Origin of the sequence: Marinobacter zhejiangensis, assembly GCF_900114775.1 — a bacterium.
GTDB classification, from domain to species: Bacteria; Pseudomonadota; Gammaproteobacteria; order Pseudomonadales; family Oleiphilaceae; genus Marinobacter; species Marinobacter zhejiangensis.
Genome location: NZ_FOUE01000005.1, coordinates 145,290 through 159,799, shown reverse-complemented (window position 1 = coordinate 159,799; position 14,510 = coordinate 145,290). Strand labels below are relative to the sequence as shown.

The following is a 14,510-nucleotide window of genomic DNA, read 5'->3' as shown; positions in this document are numbered from 1 at the left end:
TCGTGCTCCTGACGATGGCTCAATGTTGCCCGGATGACCGGGGTTTGAGGTTGGTGACGATGGCATCAAGGCACAGGCTGCCGGCGTTATTGACGGTCTCCTCGTCCTTGGCCTGCACCCACTGGATGGCAATCATCACCACCGCTGACAACAGCAGCGCCAGCAGGGTGGTGTAGAACGCGGTTGCCAGCAACGGGATCACCTTCTGCAGCAGTTGCGGATCCTCGGACCCCATGATACCTGCCTGCCCCAAGGCGACCGCAATCCCGATGACGGTGCCGATAAACCCCAGGGTTGGGATCAGCCAGGCCAGGTAACGGATAACGGTATAGCGCAGGTCCACCTCGTGGAGCTTCAGTTCAATCGTCGAGTTCACCGCGCTGTAGACATCGCCCACGTCATTGGTGCTCTGGAACTGATGGTTGATCTTCTTGAAGAAGCTACCGATGAGGGAGTGTTCCGGGACGAGCTTGCGCTTGGCGTAGTAGATGGCGGCCAGCAGTTCCGGCTTCAGTGCCTCTTCCCGGTCCAGGGGAATGGCAACCTCGCCCTGGGCTGTGTTCATCAGGACATGGTCGGGGTTCCGGTAGAGGTCGAACAACTCCAGTTGCAGGTTCTCCTCGGACAGGTTGATCCATTTGATGGCCAGTTCTGCCAGGCAGTAAAAAAACGCAATCCACATCATGACCTGAATGTTGAATGGGTACATCGGGTCTTCCGTGGCAATCAGGAATGCATGCCAGGAAAAACTGACCCCTTCGCCGTTGGCGCCGCTATCCACGGGCAGTATGAAGCTCAACAGAACAATCCAGAGAATGGCCAGGACAAGGCCGATCAGGCGGATGAGCATGGCGTTGGAAATATTCATTTCGGCTTCCTTACGTAGCGGCCGTCTTCGCTACGGACATAACGGCTGAAGGGGTCCCGGGTATTGCTGTCGTCATTCCGGGGACGCGGGGCCTGTTGCGAGGCTTGCCCGGACAGCTCCAGTAACACCGCCAGGGTAACCGGGTAGTCACCAAGGACGAGCTGGTCCGCCGGGGTCAGGCGTTCTGACGAGACCGGCAGTCGCTGCTCTCCCCGCATGACCCAGGTGCCGTTAGCAGAGCCCAGGTCTTCGACCAGGTACTCGGCCGCTGAGAGCGTGGTGATCCGCAGGTGAAGGCGTGAAACTGTATCGTGACTCAGCCGGACATCCGCCTGCTCGCCACGACCAACAATGAACGAAGTCATAGGTTGCTCCTGAGTCTGATCAGCCGGTTCGGCGTGTGCTGGCCCCGATATCGGCCGGGGCGCGGGTTTCAAATCGGATTCGAACATCCCCCAGCTCCAGGGTGTCGCCGGGAACCAGCATGGCCTGGGACACCTCCGAGCCGTTAACCCGGGTGCCATTGCTCGAATTGAGGTCGGTGACCAGGACGCTGCCGTTGCGCTCCCGTTTGATCACCAAGTGGCTGGCTGAGACGGTGTCATCGCTAAGCACCAGGTCATTGCTGGCACTGCGGCCTACATTGACGGTCTCTCCGGCGAGGGTGTAGTGCCGTTGCCGGCCGCCTTCCATAATGTGAAAGTAGCCAAACGGAGACGGTGCTGCAGGGTCTTCGGTCGGGCTGGTGGCTGTTTTAGGGGCCGGGCCAGGGCTCGCTGGCTTGCGGTTACGGCCCAGCATCCGGATGAGCAGGGCCAGTACCGCCAGCAGGGCGACTATGCCTACGGGCAGGTAATTCCGATTGCTGTGCTCTGGCGCGGTTTCGGTGGTGTCTTCGGCAGTCGTGTCCGTTTCGGCGGGGGCGTCGGCTTCACTGTCTGGCACGGGAGCACTGTCTTCGGCCGGAAGTTCAGTCTCTGTTTCAGGCTCGGAGGCTGGGGCGGTCTCCGAGTCAGCCGGTTCCGTTGGTTCGGCAGACCCTGCGGGTTCCGCTGGCGCAGGGGCTTCCTGCTCCACGGCCTCCGGCGTGTCGGTTGTTGCGGCGGTGTCGCCTTCGGCCCCAAGGGCCTGACTGGTGAACATCAGGGCAAGTGCCAGCAAGCCGCCTTGTATCCAGTGGGATCGTTGTCTGTCTATGCCGTCAGTCATCCGGGCGGGTCCTTGTCACGTTATCGGGGCGAGATCTGGGTGTAGTTGTAGTCGCTGTCTATGGAAAACTTCAGGACACACTGTTTACGGCCGGTCTGGCGCAGCTGGGTGGTTGGCAGGATCACCGGGCCGTGGGGTTTGTCGAGGCGCCCTCCGACGGTCACCGGCAGGCGGGCGTTTCCGGCGCTGTACAGGTTGTAACAGATTTCATAGGTGCCGGGGGTGGGGTTATAGGCCATCCAGATTTCCAGGGCCGGGCGTTCACTGGTGCCGCCGGAACGGTTGTCCAGGGTGAAGCGGCCCGGGGCGCCAGGAATCGTTACCCGCTGGTAACTGTATTCGCCATCGGGCGTTTTCACGTGCATATCGACATCGGCCCGCTGCGACCAGGACATCTGCATGATGAGCAGGTTGTCCGCGATCTTCACTTCAGTGGGTGTCGGCGGCGGGCACTCGGGTACTGGTGCCGGGGTCGGACAGATCGGACATTCGGGAATTGGCTCTGGAACCGGGCACTCCAATGGAACCGGTTCTTCTTGTGGGCCTTGTTTGAGGTAGTAGGGGAGCAGGATCAGGGTAATCAGGATGAAGGCGCCAAGGGCGGATGCGAACAGATCCAGCGCCGACATGGAAAAGATGTTCAGTTCGCGATCCTTGCGCCTCATAGCGTGTCAATCATCCTCTAGCGTTGCCTGTATTGGGTGGCGGTTTTTGTTTTGTGTGGAGCACCAGGCCTGCACGCGTTGATCCAATGCTGCCATGTTGTGTCGCTTATGGCGATAAAATAAAAGCTAAAGATTGCAATATCAACCAAATAGCCAGCTAGGCCCAATTTGTCAAAAGCGAGAATCGGGGGTCGTTGGTATGGGGTAATTTGCTCCCAAAGTACCATGTTGGGGGGGCGGTTCCGGGTTTAGCATCAGGGTGACGGTGGCGGCATTGCCGTTATCGTGTCCTGATTATCACAACAACCAAGAGGATCGTACGATGTGGACCAAACCAGCCTATGAAGATCTGCGCATCGGCTTCGAAGTCACCATGTACTTCGCCAATCGCTGAACGCCTGAACGGCCAGCCCTGGTCGGCTGGCCCGTCCTTTGCGGAGTCCCGCCATGCTTATTCATGTTTTAGGTTCCGCCGCAGGCGGTGGATTTCCCCAATGGAACTGTAATTGCCGTAATTGCACCGGCGTCCGTAACGGTTCCATAAATGCCCAGCCCCGCACCCAGTCCTCTATTGCTATCAGTGAAGATGGTGAGCACTGGATTCTGTGTAATGCGTCTCCGGATATTCGGGCCCAGCTCGCCTCGTTTGGTCCGATGCAGCCAGCGCGTGCGGTTCGTGATACGGGTATTAATGCGATCCTGTTGATGGACAGTCAGGTTGATCACACCACCGGTTTGTTGTCGCTGCGTGAAGGCTGCCCGTTCGATGTCTGGTGCACCGAGCAGGTCCACGACGACCTGAGTTCCGGATTCCCGCTGTTCCGTATGCTGACGCACTGGAGCGGTGGCTTGAATTGGCGGCCGATGCCCGCCGCTGACGACCAGCACTTTGTCATTGACTGTGCGCCCTCGCTTCGCCTGACCGCGATTCCCCTGCTCAGCAACGCGCCCCCATACTCGCCGCGGCGGGATAACCCGCATCCGGGTGATAATGTGGGCCTGTTCATTGAAGATACCCGCACCGGGACGTCAGTGCTCTACGCACCGGGGCTTGGGCAGCCGGATGAACGCATTCTCGGCTGGATGGCCCGGGCCGATGTGCTGCTGGTGGATGGTACCGTCTGGAACGACGACGAAATGCAGCGCTGTGAGGTCGGGACCAAGACCGGTCAGGAAATGGGTCATCTGGCCCAGAACGGGCCGGGCGGCATGATCGAAGTGCTGGATACCATGCCCGCCGAACGTAAGATTCTGATCCATATTAATAATACCAATCCCATCCTCGACGAAGACTCACCCGAGCGGGCAGAGCTGGCTCGTCACGGCATTGAAGTGGCCTGGGATGGGATGCACCTGGACCTGGGAGCCTTGTGATGAACGCAGCCGTCAAACCCGCCATGAGCCGACAGGACTTTGAACAGGCGCTGCGTGACAAGGGCGCGCTCTACCACATTCATCACCCCTACCATCGGGCCATGTATGGCGGCCAGTGCACCCCGGAGCAGATCCGCGGCTGGGTGGCCAATCGCTACTATTATCAGGTCAACATCCCCCGCAAAGACTCCGCCATCATGGCCAACTGCCCGGATGCGGATGTTCGTCGGCTCTGGCTGCAACGGGTGCTGGATCACGATGGTCATGAGGGCGATGCTGGCGGCATCGAAGCCTGGTTGCAACTGGCTGAAGCGGTCGGGCTGAGCCGGGAAGAAGTGATCGACGAACGCCACGTCTTGCCCGGTGTTCGCTTTGCGGTCGATGCTTATCTGAATTTCGCTCGCCGGGCCAGCTGGCAAGAGGCGGCCTGTTCGTCGTTGACGGAACTGTTTGCGCCGGAGATTCACCAGTCACGGCTGGATTCCTGGCCGCAGCACTACCCCTGGATCGATGGCGAAGGCTATATCTATTTCCGTAAACGGCTGTCGGAAGCCCGCCGGGATGTGGAACATGGCCTGTCCATTACCCTGGATCATTTCACCACCGCCGCTGAGCAACAGCGGGCGCTGGAAATCCTGCAATTCAAACTGGATATCCTATGGTCTATGTTGGATGCCCTGACTATGGCTTATGTGCACCAGACGCCGCCCTACCACACCGTAACCGACGCTCAGGTCTGGCATCGGGGGCTGGGGCTGTGAGTGCTCCAGTGCCGAAGTTTCGCCCGGGCTTTCGCTTTCAGTGGGAACCGGCCCAGAATGCCCATGTGCTGCTGTACCCTGAAGGAATGGTGCGCCTTAACGAAAGTGCCGGCGCGATCCTGGCGGAAGTTGATGGGCAACGCTCGGTGGCAGACATTGTCGCTGCGCTGGAGCAACGCTTTCCCGAGGCCGGTCCGCTGGCGGATGATGTGACCGGATTTTTGCAGGATGCCGAACAACAGCACTGGATTACCTTGTCATGACCGGAACCGAGTCAGCCCAGGCCTCCGCCCCGAAGATTGGACCACCACTGTGGTTGCTGGCTGAGTTGACCTACCGTTGTCCGTTGCAGTGTCCTTACTGCTCCAACCCTTTGGATTATGCCCAGAACGACCAGGAACTGACCACCGAGCAGTGGGTGTCGGTGCTGCGTCAGGGCCGGGAAATGGGGGCGGCCCAGCTTGGCTTTTCCGGTGGTGAGCCGCTGGTGCGCCAGGACTTGCCGGAGCTGATTACCGAAGCCCGGCAACTGGGTTACTACAGCAATCTGATTACCTCCGGTCTGGGGCTAACGGAAGATAAGGTTCTCGCCTTCCGTGACGCCGGGCTGGACCATATCCAGGTCAGCTTCCAGGCGTCGGACCCGGAACTGAATAACGCCGTGGCCGGCTCCCGCAAGGCCTTTGAGCAGAAGCTGGCGATGGCCCGTGCGGTCAAGGATGCTGGGTACCCGATGGTGCTGAACTTTGTCATTCATCGTCACAACATCCACCAGATGACCGATATCATCGACCTCTGTGAGCGTCTCGGTGCGGACTACGTGGAATTGGCGACCTGCCAGTATTACGGCTGGGCGTTCAAAAACCGGGAAGGCCTGATGCCATCCAAGGCTCAGCTCATCAAGGCGGAAGCCGAGGTTAACGAACGTCGCCGGATGCTGAGCGAAGCCGGCTCAGCGATGAAGCTGATTTTCGTGACCCCGGACTATTATGAAGAGCGGCCGAAGGCCTGCATGAATGGTTGGGGCAGTCTGTTCTTGACGGTTGCTCCCGATGGCACTGCGCTGCCGTGTCACAGTGCCCGCCTGTTGCCGATCGAATTTCCCAATGTGCAGTCACAGTCGCTGCAGTCGATCTGGTACGACAGCCCGGGGTTCAATCACTACCGGGGCGACAGTTGGATGCCGGAACCCTGCCGTTCCTGTGACGAAAAAGGTAAGGACTTCGGGGGCTGTCGTTGCCAGGCCTACCTGCTGACAGGAAACGCTGACAATGCCGACCCGGTGTGCAGTAAATCGCCCGAGCACGACCGCATCCTGGCGGCCCGGCGGGCGGCCGATCACGCCACCGCCGGTCTGGAGGATCTAAGCTATCGCAACCCCACCAACTCCCGGTTGTTCTACCGCGGCTGACCTGAGTGCTGAACAGGCTTCTGCGGCACTGTGCCAGCGGGAGTCCCTGGAGGTTTCGTCCGCTGGGGTGTTCTGGCTGGAGCTTGAGCCGGCCAGCGGCGTGTCGGCCCTGCATACGTTGCACCAGGGCAGACCCAGGCGCCTGACCGCCGACGGTTACAGCATGCGCAGCCGGGTTAACGGCTACGGCGGTGGTGCCCTGTGCCTGCTCAACAACATTGTCTACGGCGTCAATGCCGATACCGGCCAGGTTGACCGTATTGAAGCTGCCGGCGACCCATCCTGCATTCAGCCCCAAGCCTTGACCCGGACTCCAGCGTATCGCTATGGCGGCCTGGTGGCCGATGCCGCCAACCGGCGTTTGCTGGCGGTGCGGGAGCAAGTGGCACCCGCGTTGCCCAACGACTCGTCTGAGGTCCAGGCGCTGGTGGCCATTACTCTGGATGGCCAGGTGACCGTTCTCCACCAAGGCCAGGGCTTTTATGGTGCGGCGACGGTGGCCTCGGACGGTCGTCAGTTGGCCTGGGTCTGCTGGCAGTGGCCGCATATGCCCTGGCAGGAATCAAACCTGTGGCTGGCCGATGTTGATGACGGTGGTCGTCTCGTCAATCCCCGTGTCTTGCCCGCACCGGTGTCTGCCGCTGTGCAGCAGCCGCAATTCCAGGGTTCCGAGCTGTACGCCGTCTCTGACCATCAGGGCTGGTGGCAGCCCTGCCGTGTGGATGCCGTAGGCGTCCAGCCGGCCTGGGTGCCGGCGACAGCAGCGTTGGCAGACCATGCCAATGCGCCCTGGCAGCTGGCGGAACGCCATTACCTGCCGTTGCCGGACGGTGGCTGGGTGGGGGTTCGCTATGTCAAAGGTTCCGGGGAGTTATGGCGGTCGTCTGGGTGCGGGCAGGAGGTTCGGTTGGCCCCTGGCTATACCGATTTCCGCAGTTTGTGTCTGGCCGGGGGCACCCTGTATTGCCTGGCCAGCCGTTGGGACGCCTTGACCGAAGTGTTGGCGGTTGACCTTGCCAACGGTCAGCTTCAGGTGCTGGCCGGAGGGGAGCTGCCGTGGCCTGCGATTGGCCTGAGTCGCCCGGAGCCCTTTAGCCTGCCTGCAACCACTGCGGAGCTGCCCGCTACCGGGTTCTATTACCCGCCCGCTGGCTCGCCGACTGAGCCTCCGCCCTTGCTGGTGCTGATTCTCGGTGGGCCGCCGTCAGCAAGTTACCCGGTGCTACGACCGGAGATCCAGTTTTGGTGCCGGCATGGCTTTGCCGTGGCAGACCTGAACTACCGGGGCAGTACCGGGTTTGGCCGGGCATTCCGTTTGGGCTTGCAGGGACGCTGGGGACAGGTGGATGTTGATGATGCCTGCGCCGCGGTGGCTTACCTCGCCGCCGAGGGCTTGGCTGATGGGGATCGGGCGTTTATCCAGGGGCGCAGTTCCGGTGGCTATACGGCGTTGATGGCGATGGTTGGATCAACGGTGTTTCGGGGGGCGGTTAGCCTCTTTGGCGTCACCGACCCCTGGCACCTGCAGGGTTGTACCCACCGGTTTGAATCCGGCTATCTCGATTGGCTGTTGGGGGCGGCGGCATCGGCTGAGGACTGGCAGGATCGCACACCGGCGCGGCTGGCGGAACGGATGACCGGGCCGGTGCTGTTCTTCCAGGGTGGGCAGGACACCGTGGTGGTGCCGGCACAGACTGAGGCAATGGCGGCTGCGATGACGGCGGCCGGGCTGGACACCGAGGTACATCGTTTCCCTGATGAGGGCCATGGTTTTCGTCGTCAGGTTAATCAGGTCAGTGTGTTGACGCAGTCGCTGGCGTTTTATCAGCGGTTATGCCATCAACCCGTGAAGGCCTGACAAAGTTGCGGTAGACTTGGCCTTTCTGTCTTCTCCAGGGAACGGAGCGCAGTTCTGTCGATCACAATAATAAAATGCGCGAGATCACCCATGAGTCACGATGTTTCCTCATTGCGGAAGTTTGTGTCACCGGAGATTGTTTTCGGGGCTGGCTCTCGCAAGGCGGTTGCCAACTTTGCCAGCAACTTTGGTGCTCGCCATGTGTTCCTGGTGTCTGACCCAGGTGTCGCCGAAGCCGGTTGGGTGGGTGAGATTGAAGCCCTGCTGCGGGAAAGTGGCGTTAACTGCACGGTGTTCACAGGTGTTTCACCCAACCCCCGGGCTGAAGAGGTGATGGTTGGCGCCGAGCTCTACCGGGCTGGCCAGTGTGATGTGATTGTCGCAGTGGGTGGAGGCAGCCCCATGGATTGCGCGAAGGGCATCGGCATTGTTATTGCCCACAATCGCCACATCCTCGAATTTGAAGGGGTGGACACCATCCGGGTGCCGTCGCCGCCGCTGATTCTGATTCCAACCACCGCAGGCACCTCGGCGGATGTTTCCCAATTTGCCATCATTTCCGACCCCGAGCGGCGTTTCAAGTTTTCCATCATCAGCAAGGCCGTGGTACCGGATGTCTCGCTGATTGACCCGGAAGTGACCGCGACCATGGACAGCTTCCTGACCGCCTGTACCGGCGTTGATGCCCTGGTTCATGCCATTGAAGCCTATGTGTCCACCGGCAGCGGTCCGCTCACCGATAGCCACGCCCTGGAGGCCATCCGGCTGATCGGTCACTACCTGGAACCGCTGATCAAGAGCCCCGAAGATGCCCAGTTGCGGGAGCACATCATGCTGGCGTCGATGCAGGCGGGACTGGCGTTTTCCAACGCCATCCTCGGGGCCGTCCATGCCATGTCTCATAGCCTGGGAGGATATCTCGACTTGCCCCATGGCCTGTGCAACTCCCTGCTGCTGGAGCACGTGATTGCCTACAACTTCCCATCGGCCCCCGAGCGGTTCCGGCGTATTGCCGAAGCGCTGGGGGTGGACACCCGGGGCATGAAGGACCCTGAGGTTAAGAAGGTGCTGATGGAGCGGGTGGTGTTGCTCAAGCGTGCCGTGGGCTTGGAAAGCAAACTGGCGGAGCTGGGCGTCAATGGCTCGGACATTCCGGAGCTGTCACGGTACGCCATGCAAGACCCCTGCATCCTGACCAACCCTCGCAAGTCCAGCCAGCGTGATGTCGAAGTGGTTTATGAAGAAGCCCTTTGATTCTGAGCCCGGTCGTTATGACGTAGGCGATCTGCTCGGGTTGGGCAGTCACTCCGTTCGCAAGAGCTACTACCCCGAGTTAATGGAGCGTATTGAGCAGCTTGAGGTTGAGAAAAACCGCTACAAGTGGCTGTTCGAACATGCCCTGCACGGGATCTTCCAGGGCGACCTCAAGGGCGGGTTCCTCGCCATCAACCCGGCGTTGGCGGTGATCTGTGGCTACGACAGCGCTGACGCACTGAAGAAATCGGTCCGTCGGCTGAGGGAGCAACTGTTCTACACCATTGATGAGTTTGATGGGCTGCGTCAGGAATTGCTGGACTTCGGCAAGGTGATGGCCCGTGAAAGCCGGTTGCGGCGCTCAGATGGTGAGCCGGTAGAGGTGGCCATTACCCTGTTGCGTCGTCCCGACCTGGGTGCCGAAGTGGTGGAGGCGTTTGTTCTGGATATCACCGACCGGATTCAGGCCCGGCGCAAACTGGAACAGCTCAATGCCGACCTCGAACGGCGGGTCGATGAACGGACCGAGGCACTGCAAAACGCCAACGTTGGGCTCCGCTACCAGATCGAACAGCGCCAGCGGATTGAACAGGAACTGGTGGTAGCGGTGGAGGCGGCCAAAGAGGCCAATCTCAGTAAGGAAAAATATCTGGCGGCGGCCAGTCATGACCTGCTCCAGCCCCTCAATGCGGCTCGATTGCTGGTGTCCACGCTTCAGGACAGTCCGTTGCCTGAGCGGGAGGGCCACCTGGTTGAGCGAATTCACCGGGCATTGGAAGGCGCCGAAGATCTGCTGGCGGACCTTCTGGATATATCAAAACTGGACCAGCAGGCCATGCAGCCTGACCTGGTCTATACCGACCTCGAAGACCTGGTGAAATCCCTGGCGGAAGAGTTTGAACCGGTGGCTCGAAATGCTGGCCTGGTGTTTCGGGCACGGCCTCGCCCGGCCATCGCCCGCACCGACCCACGGATGATGATCCGGATCCTCCGAAACCTGCTGAGTAACGCCTTTCGCTACACCTCGGAAGGGCGGGTGCTGCTGGCCATGCGTCAACGCGGCAACCTGGTGGACATTGAGGTCTGGGATACCGGCGTGGGCATCGCCCAGGATAAACTGGATGATATCTTCACCGAGTTCCACCAGTTGTTGCCCAAGGGCGGCGGCGGTCGCAAGGGGGTCGGGCTGGGGCTGGCGATTGTCGAACGGATGGTCAGGGTCCTTGGCTGTAGCATTAGCGTCGCATCGGAACCCGGCAAAGGATCGCGCTTCCGTCTGACCGTACCGGTTGAGCACGAGAGTTCCGCACGAAGCCTGCAGAAACAGAGCTCAGGGGTGCCTGTGATGGTGGATGCCCTGAGTGGCGCACTGGTTCTGGTTATCGACAATGAGCCGGATATTCTCCTGAGCATGGGGGCCCTGCTGGAACGTTGGGGCTGCCAGGTCCTGGTGGCGGCCAGTGCCGAGGAAGCGATTGATCAGTGCAGCGAGAGCGAGGAGGTGCCCGATGCGATTCTCGCGGACTTCCACCTCGACCATGACCGCACCGGCTGTGAGGCGATTCTGGCGGTACGCCGGCACTGCAACCTGGATATTCCTGCGGCCATTATTACTGCGGATCGCAGTGATGAATCCCGTCGTCTTCTGCAGGCGCTCTACCTGCCGATCCTGAACAAACCGGTGAAACCCAACCGGCTGCGGGCACTGTTAACCAGCATGGTCGCTGCACTCCCCAATCGCTAATTCTGACCTACACTTAGGAAACCATGGAATTTCCCATTCCTGCGGACCGAATGTGTGGAGGGTGTGCAATGCACAGTACAGAAAATGCGCTGACTAACCATGAAGTAACTGTCTGCCTGGCTGGAGGTGCCGTCCTCGGCCCGTTCAACGCCACCTGGGCGCAGGATTCCGGCGGCGATGTCCGGGAACTGGTCAAGGAATATGACGCCTTTCTCCAGGGCGAGAAACAGAAACGCTTCAAATTTCACCTTCACGATACCTACACCAATGCCGTCCATACGCTGATCCTCAACTTTGAGATGGTCACCGGGATCTGCGACCACATTCGCCTGAAATCAAATGGCTGACTGTCGGGAACCGTAAGCCGCCCTGGCAATCCCAGTATCAGGGACAGATACACCGAGAAGGAGAGGGTATGACCGATTTCCGGACCGAGCACGATAGCCTGGGAGACGTCCAGGTACCCGTTGACGCTTTGTGGGGGGCTCAGACCCAGCGCGCGGTGGATAATTTTCCGGTCAGCGGTCTGGCCATGCCGGCGCCATTCATCACCGCAGTGGTGGAAATCAAACGGGCGGCGGCTGAGGCGAATACCAGCCTCGGTCTGCTGGACGTCGATGTACGTGATGCCATTCTGGATGCCTGTCAGGATGTACTGGAAGGGCAGCACCTGGATCAGTTCCCGGTAGACCGTTACCAGACGGGATCCGGCACCAGCACCAACATGAACGTCAATGAGGTGCTTGCCCACCTGGCCTCCTCCCCGGGGCTGCCGGTGCACCCCAATGACCACGTCAACATGAGCCAGAGTTCCAACGACGTCATCCCTTCTGCAATCCACGTCAGCTCGGTGATTCAGCTCCAGCGATGCCTGTTACCGGCACTGTCACACCTGTGTGGTGTGATCTATGAACGGGAAAGCGGGCTTGCGGATCAGGTCAAGACCGGGCGCACCCACCTGATGGATGCCATGCCTGTAACCCTGGCCCAGGAGCTGCGCACCTGGCGGGAACAGCTGCTCGCGGCAGAAGCCCGCCTGGACAACGCCGTTGAAGACTTGCTGGCCCTGCCCCAGGGAGGCACCGCGGTTGGCACCGGCATCAATGTGCTGGAGGAATTCCCGGACCAGTTTATTCGTTTTCTGCGGGAGGCGACCGGCTACCGGTTCCGTTCTCTGGAGCACAAATTTGTCGGGCAGAGTGCGATTGATGCGCCGGTACAGCTGTCGGCGCAGCTTCGCGGTGTGGCCATTATCCTGGCCAAAATCGCCAACGATTTGCGCTGGATGAACAGCGGGCCGATTCATGGCCTGGCAGAGATCAGCCTGCCCGCACTGCAGCCGGGGAGCAGCATCATGCCGGGCAAGGTGAATCCTGTGGTGCCGGAGTCCGTGGCGATGGTGGCCGCCCAGGTAATGGGGCTGGATGCCGCCATTGCGGTAGCGGGCCAGTCGGGCAATTTTCAGCTCAACGTCATGCTGCCACTGGTAGGAGCCAACCTGCTCGATATGATTTCACTGCTGACCAATGCCACGCAGTTGCTGGCCGATAAGGCGATGAAAGGGTTCATCGTCAACACCGATACCCTTGATGCGGCGGTCGGTCGGAACCCGGTTCTGGTGACCGCGCTGAATCCGGAAATCGGTTACGAAAAAGCCGCCGCTATCGCCAAGGAGGCGTACCACAGTGGCCGCCCGATCATTGATGTGGCGGAGGAACTGTCTGGGTTATCACGACAACGGCTGGTGCAACTGCTGGACCCTCTGAAACTGACCCGCGGCGGCGTAGGCGGGGATTGAACAGACACCGGTTCGGGCAGCGGAGACCCAAGGATGTTGTCGTTCATACTTTTCATCATGCTGGTGCTGGCCAATGGCGCCCCGGTCATCGCCCACAAGCTGATTCCCGGCTTCTGGCCCGGACCGGTGGATGGTGGTCGGCTCTGGGGTGATGGGCGCCCGTTGTTTGGTGCCAGCAAAACCTGGCGGGGGATTGCCTCCGGCGTTGCCAGCTGTGCGCTGTTTTCGGTTCTGGTGGGCGTGGGTTTCTGGTTTGGCCTGGTGTTTGGGCTACTGGCACTGGGGGGGGATCTGCTCAGCAGTTTCATCAAACGGCGGCGGGGAATTCCTCCCAGTGGCCGTGCCATCGGTCTTGATCAGATTCCGGAAGCGCTGTTACCAATGTTATTGGCGGTCATTTGGCTGAAGCTGTCGTTTGGGCTGGCGCTCCTGGTGGTTGTGGTGTTTGTGGCGGCGAACATCGGGTTTTCGCCACTACTGTATCGGCTCGGTATTCGTCGTCACCCTCATTAGACCAGGCGCATGGACTAGCGAGGGCCGCGGGTCAGGGTGTGGATAACGATCTCAGGAGGACAATTCAGGCGGGCGTTCAGCACGGAAGTTCCGCAGCCCGGCGAGGTGTATCCCTGCATGCCATTGTAGCGCCAGTAGCCCCTGCCGAGGGAACGAGGGCAACTGGAGTCCAGGGTGACGGGAATGCCTCCGGGCAGGCAGATCTGCCCGCCATGGGTGTGCCCGCAGAGGAACAGGTCGTAGCCGGCGTGCCCGGCTTCCCGCCAGATTTCCGGGGTATGGCTGAGCAGCAGGCTGATGGCACCGTTGGGGATATCGTCGCCGGCCTTCTGCAGATTGTGGGCCTTGAAGAAGTGGGCATCATCGACCCCGGCAACATAGAAAGACGCGCCATCGCGACAGATTTCGGCGTTTTCATTCAGCAGCATCCGATAGCCCATATCTTCCAGCGGCGGCAACATGCGGATGCTGTCATGGTTGCCCAGCACCGCCAGTGGCATGCCGTCAATGGCCTCGCGCAACTGGGCCATCCCGCTTAGGGCGGCGTCGATGGGCCCCCAGGTCAGCTTGCGGTAATCTCCGGTGAGCACGCAGAGGTCGTAGTCCAGCTCCCCGATAATGTTGATCACCGCCTTCAGGTTCAGCGCATCCATATCCACATGAAGGTCGGTGAGGTGAAGGATTCGGTAGCCTTCAAAGGCTTCTGGCAGGTCCGGGAGATGAAAGCTATGTTCGACCACCTGAAGATCGCGGCTGTTGTCCTGCGCCCGGTTGAGCAGGCCACAGAAACGCAGGCAGAAGCGGATGACCCGGGGCGCGCTGGTCCAGTTCTCGAGATGGAAGGAGTAATGGTCCTGGCCGAACACCCGGGATTCGTACTCCCGCTCCAGGCCCAGCCGTTGGCGGGCGTGGACCGGGCCCAGGCGAAGGCTCAGGCGGTAGTCGAGCAGTTCGTTGGCGGGTACGGGGCTTGGGGCGCGGGCGGTCATCCGATGTCCTGGTGAATCATGGGCCTGTCATTAAGTATGGTTGGCTATTTCATCGCTGCAACCAAT

At 60.5% G+C, this 14,510-nt stretch carries 16 protein-coding genes; 11 read left to right on the top strand and 5 right to left on the bottom strand.

The window, feature by feature from the left end:
* Window positions 1–19: 19 nt before the first annotated feature.
* From BMZ67_RS15675 to BMZ67_RS15660, 4 genes are read right to left on the bottom strand one after another with little or no spacing between them, the layout of a single operon-like run.
* A complete protein-coding gene (locus BMZ67_RS15675) occupies window positions 20–868 on the bottom strand; it encodes a MotA/TolQ/ExbB proton channel family protein (RefSeq protein ID WP_092025305.1) in 849 nt (282 codons plus the stop codon).
* On the bottom strand, window positions 865–1,233 hold the full coding sequence (locus BMZ67_RS15670; protein ID WP_175481944.1) for an FHA domain-containing protein: 369 nt from the start codon (window positions 1,231–1,233) through the stop codon (window positions 865–867). The genes BMZ67_RS15675 and BMZ67_RS15670 overlap by 4 nt, the downstream gene beginning before the upstream one ends.
* Window positions 1,234–1,252: 19 nt before the next feature.
* Window positions 1,253–2,077 carry an FHA domain-containing protein gene (locus BMZ67_RS15665; protein WP_175481943.1) on the bottom strand — a complete coding sequence of 275 codons (825 nt, stop codon included), beginning with the start codon at window positions 2,075–2,077 and terminating at the stop codon, window positions 1,253–1,255.
* A gap of 20 nt (window positions 2,078–2,097) precedes the next feature.
* Window positions 2,098–2,742 (bottom strand): hypothetical protein, encoded by a 645-nt coding sequence (locus BMZ67_RS15660; RefSeq protein WP_092025299.1) that lies wholly within the window; start codon window positions 2,740–2,742, stop codon window positions 2,098–2,100.
* A 322-nt stretch (window positions 2,743–3,064) separates the two neighbouring features.
* Between BMZ67_RS15660 and pqqA the strand changes: the two genes are divergently transcribed.
* The 11 genes from pqqA (at window position 3,065) to BMZ67_RS15605 (ending at window position 13,455) form a co-directional block, all read left to right on the top strand.
* Window positions 3,065–3,136, top strand: coding sequence for a pyrroloquinoline quinone precursor peptide PqqA (gene pqqA, locus BMZ67_RS15655; protein ID WP_007153157.1), 72 nt, complete (start codon window positions 3,065–3,067; stop codon window positions 3,134–3,136).
* Between the two features lie 53 nt (window positions 3,137–3,189).
* Entirely contained in the window at window positions 3,190–4,116 is a 927-nt protein-coding gene (pqqB, locus tag BMZ67_RS15650; protein WP_092025296.1) for a pyrroloquinoline quinone biosynthesis protein PqqB, read from the top strand.
* The gene (gene pqqC / locus BMZ67_RS15645) at window positions 4,116–4,877 is read left to right on the top strand and encodes a pyrroloquinoline-quinone synthase PqqC (RefSeq protein ID WP_092025293.1); all 762 of its coding nucleotides are present in this window, start codon (window positions 4,116–4,118) and stop codon (window positions 4,875–4,877) included. Before pqqB ends, pqqC begins: the two co-directional genes overlap by 1 nt.
* A gap of 8 nt (window positions 4,878–4,885) precedes the next feature.
* On the top strand, window positions 4,886–5,140 hold the full coding sequence (pqqD, locus tag BMZ67_RS15640) for a pyrroloquinoline quinone biosynthesis peptide chaperone PqqD (protein ID WP_425434251.1): 255 nt from the start codon (window positions 4,886–4,888) through the stop codon (window positions 5,138–5,140).
* Window positions 5,137–6,288: a pyrroloquinoline quinone biosynthesis protein PqqE gene (pqqE, locus tag BMZ67_RS15635; RefSeq protein ID WP_092025287.1), complete on the top strand. Its 1,152-nt coding sequence runs from the start codon at window positions 5,137–5,139 to the stop codon at window positions 6,286–6,288. The genes pqqD and pqqE overlap by 4 nt, the downstream gene beginning before the upstream one ends.
* Before the next feature lie 67 nt (window positions 6,289–6,355).
* On the top strand, window positions 6,356–8,146 hold the full coding sequence (locus BMZ67_RS15630) for an alpha/beta hydrolase family protein (RefSeq protein ID WP_245750015.1): 1,791 nt from the start codon (window positions 6,356–6,358) through the stop codon (window positions 8,144–8,146).
* A 90-nt stretch (window positions 8,147–8,236) separates the two neighbouring features.
* The gene (gene ercA, locus BMZ67_RS15625) at window positions 8,237–9,400 is read left to right on the top strand and encodes an alcohol dehydrogenase-like regulatory protein ErcA (protein WP_092025281.1); all 1,164 of its coding nucleotides are present in this window, start codon (window positions 8,237–8,239) and stop codon (window positions 9,398–9,400) included.
* On the top strand, window positions 9,384–11,144 hold the full coding sequence (locus BMZ67_RS15620) for a hybrid sensor histidine kinase/response regulator (protein ID WP_092025278.1): 1,761 nt from the start codon (window positions 9,384–9,386) through the stop codon (window positions 11,142–11,144). The genes ercA and BMZ67_RS15620 overlap by 17 nt, the downstream gene beginning before the upstream one ends.
* 68 nt (window positions 11,145–11,212) lie before the next feature.
* Window positions 11,213–11,491 (top strand): hypothetical protein, encoded by a 279-nt coding sequence (locus BMZ67_RS15615; RefSeq protein ID WP_092025273.1) that lies wholly within the window; start codon window positions 11,213–11,215, stop codon window positions 11,489–11,491.
* 68 nt (window positions 11,492–11,559) lie between these two features.
* A complete protein-coding gene (locus BMZ67_RS15610; RefSeq protein WP_092025271.1) occupies window positions 11,560–12,942 on the top strand; it encodes a class II fumarate hydratase in 1,383 nt (460 codons plus the stop codon).
* Window positions 12,943–12,975: 33 nt separating this feature from the next.
* Window positions 12,976–13,455: a CDP-archaeol synthase gene (locus BMZ67_RS15605; RefSeq protein ID WP_245750014.1), complete on the top strand. Its 480-nt coding sequence runs from the start codon at window positions 12,976–12,978 to the stop codon at window positions 13,453–13,455.
* Between the two features lie 14 nt (window positions 13,456–13,469).
* Here the strand turns inward: BMZ67_RS15605 and BMZ67_RS15600 are convergent, their stop codons facing one another.
* Window positions 13,470–14,444, bottom strand: coding sequence for a metallophosphoesterase (locus BMZ67_RS15600; protein ID WP_092025268.1), 975 nt, complete (start codon window positions 14,442–14,444; stop codon window positions 13,470–13,472).
* Window positions 14,445–14,510 lie beyond the last annotated feature (66 nt).

Bases quoted from the DNA above. Each gene is read 5' to 3' on its own strand.
- BMZ67_RS15675 (WP_092025305.1), bottom strand. From the start codon at position 868: ATGAATATTTCCAACGCCATGCTCATCCGCCTGATCGGCCTTGTCCTG.
- BMZ67_RS15670 (WP_175481944.1), bottom strand. From the start codon at position 1,233: ATGACTTCGTTCATTGTTGGTCGTGGCGAGCAGGCGGATGTCCGGCTG.
- BMZ67_RS15665 (WP_175481943.1), bottom strand. From the start codon at position 2,077: ATGACTGACGGCATAGACAGACAACGATCCCACTGGATACAAGGCGGC.
- BMZ67_RS15660 (WP_092025299.1), bottom strand. From the start codon at position 2,742: ATGAGGCGCAAGGATCGCGAACTGAACATCTTTTCCATGTCGGCGCTG.
- pqqB (WP_092025296.1), top strand. From the start codon at position 3,190: ATGCTTATTCATGTTTTAGGTTCCGCCGCAGGCGGTGGATTTCCCCAA.
- pqqC (WP_092025293.1), top strand. From the start codon at position 4,116: ATGAACGCAGCCGTCAAACCCGCCATGAGCCGACAGGACTTTGAACAG.
- pqqE (WP_092025287.1), top strand. From the start codon at position 5,137: ATGACCGGAACCGAGTCAGCCCAGGCCTCCGCCCCGAAGATTGGACCA.
- ercA (WP_092025281.1), top strand. From the start codon at position 8,237: ATGAGTCACGATGTTTCCTCATTGCGGAAGTTTGTGTCACCGGAGATT.
- BMZ67_RS15620 (WP_092025278.1), top strand. From the start codon at position 9,384: ATGAAGAAGCCCTTTGATTCTGAGCCCGGTCGTTATGACGTAGGCGAT.
- BMZ67_RS15615 (WP_092025273.1), top strand. From the start codon at position 11,213: ATGCACAGTACAGAAAATGCGCTGACTAACCATGAAGTAACTGTCTGC.
- BMZ67_RS15610 (WP_092025271.1), top strand. From the start codon at position 11,560: ATGACCGATTTCCGGACCGAGCACGATAGCCTGGGAGACGTCCAGGTA.
- BMZ67_RS15605 (WP_245750014.1), top strand. From the start codon at position 12,976: ATGTTGTCGTTCATACTTTTCATCATGCTGGTGCTGGCCAATGGCGCC.
- BMZ67_RS15600 (WP_092025268.1), bottom strand. From the start codon at position 14,444: ATGACCGCCCGCGCCCCAAGCCCCGTACCCGCCAACGAACTGCTCGAC.